1 protein-coding gene is annotated in these 1,331 nt (G+C 73.0%); it reads left to right on the top strand.

Going from position 1 to position 1,331, the window contains the following annotated elements; genetic code table 11:
• Positions 1–260 precede the first annotated feature (260 nt).
• Positions 261–1,313, top strand: coding sequence for an IS110 family transposase (locus tag E9549_RS22775; protein ID WP_236828882.1), 1,053 nt, complete (start codon positions 261–263; stop codon positions 1,311–1,313).
• Positions 1,314–1,331: the final 18 nt, after the last annotated feature.

Raw genomic sequence — 1,331 nt, 5'->3', positions numbered from 1 at the left:
TGCGCTGACTGTGAGGCTGGCCGGGTCGGTTCGTCGGTGATGGGCTGACTGCTGGCGGCAGCGGGCGTGACCCTTGCTCTGACTGGCCTCGTGCCTTTGCCGGGACTTGTCCACCTGCTGCTGCCGGCACCGGCCCGGCCGGAGACGTTGGCCTGATCAGGAGCTTGACCGCCAGTTGCCGCTGACGTGTCTCATCACAGTCCTGCCCTCTCCGCACCGGACCGGGACCTGCTGCGTCCCATCTGGTGAGGAGTGAACGCATGTCCATGCTGGCAGAGCTGGTCGAGGTCGTCATCGGCGTCGACACCCACAGCCAGACCCACACCGCCGCGGTCGTCGATGCCCGGACCGGTGCGGTGCTGGCCCGAGCGACGGTCACCGCCGACCCGGACGGCTACGCCACACTGGTCGCCCTAGCCGAGCAGCACTCCGGGCTGCGGGCGTGGGCGATGGAGGGCACCGGCGGCTACGGCGCCGGCCTGGCCCGCCACCTCGCCGACGCCGAGGAACTGGTCGTCGAACTCGACCGGCCCAAGCGCCCCGCTCGGCGGGCCGGAGCCAAGTCCGACCCGATCGACGCCGAACGCGCCGCCCGTGACGCGCTGGCCCGCACCCGGCTGGCCCAGCCCAAGACCGGCCCGGAGCGGGCCGCGCTGCAGATGCTGCTCACCGCCCGGCGGGCCGCGGTGGAGGCCGCCACCGCAGCCCAGCGGCAACTGCTGGCCATGGTCATCACCAGCCCGGAGTCCGTGCGCGGCCGGTTCCGCGGGCAGACCACCCGCGCCATGATCACCACCGCCGCCAGGCTGCGGCCGGGCGCCAGCAAGGCCGATGTCGAGGCCATCACCGCGCTGACCGTGCTGCACGACCTGGCCCGCCGCATCCGCTTCCTGGAGGCCGAGGCGCTCGCCCACGAGAAGGCCATCCGCGTGATCGTGCGGTCCTGGCGGCCGGACCTGCTCGAGCTCACCGGCGTCGGCCCGATCGTGGCCGCCACCGTGCTCACCGCCTGGTCTCACCCGGGCCGCTGCCGCAGCGACGCCGCCTTCGCCATGCTCGCCGGCGCCGCCCCGATCCCGGCCTCCTCGGGCAAGACCGTGCGCCACCGGCTCAACCGCTCCGGTGATCGCCAGCTCAACCGCGCGCTGCACACCGTCGTCCTCAGCCGCCTGCAACGCGATGGACGCACCCGCGCCTACGCCGACCGCCGTCGCACCGAGGGCAAAACCGACCGGGAGATCAAGCGCTGCCTCAAGCGCTACATCGCCCGCGAGCTCTACCGACGCCTCGAATCACCACCCGCAGCGGCTTGACCCGGCATAGGAGCGTCC

The sequence above is a fragment of the Blastococcus sp. MG754426 genome, assembly GCF_021699055.1.
In the GTDB taxonomy this organism is placed as follows: Bacteria; Actinomycetota; Actinomycetes; order Mycobacteriales; family Geodermatophilaceae; genus Blastococcus.
This window is presented reverse-complemented; position numbering and strand designations above follow the sequence as displayed.

Excerpts from the sequence above, each read along its gene's own strand:
- E9549_RS22775 (WP_236828882.1), top strand. The coding sequence starts at position 261 with ATGTCCATGCTGGCAGAGCTGGTCGAGGTCGTCATCGGCGTCGACACC.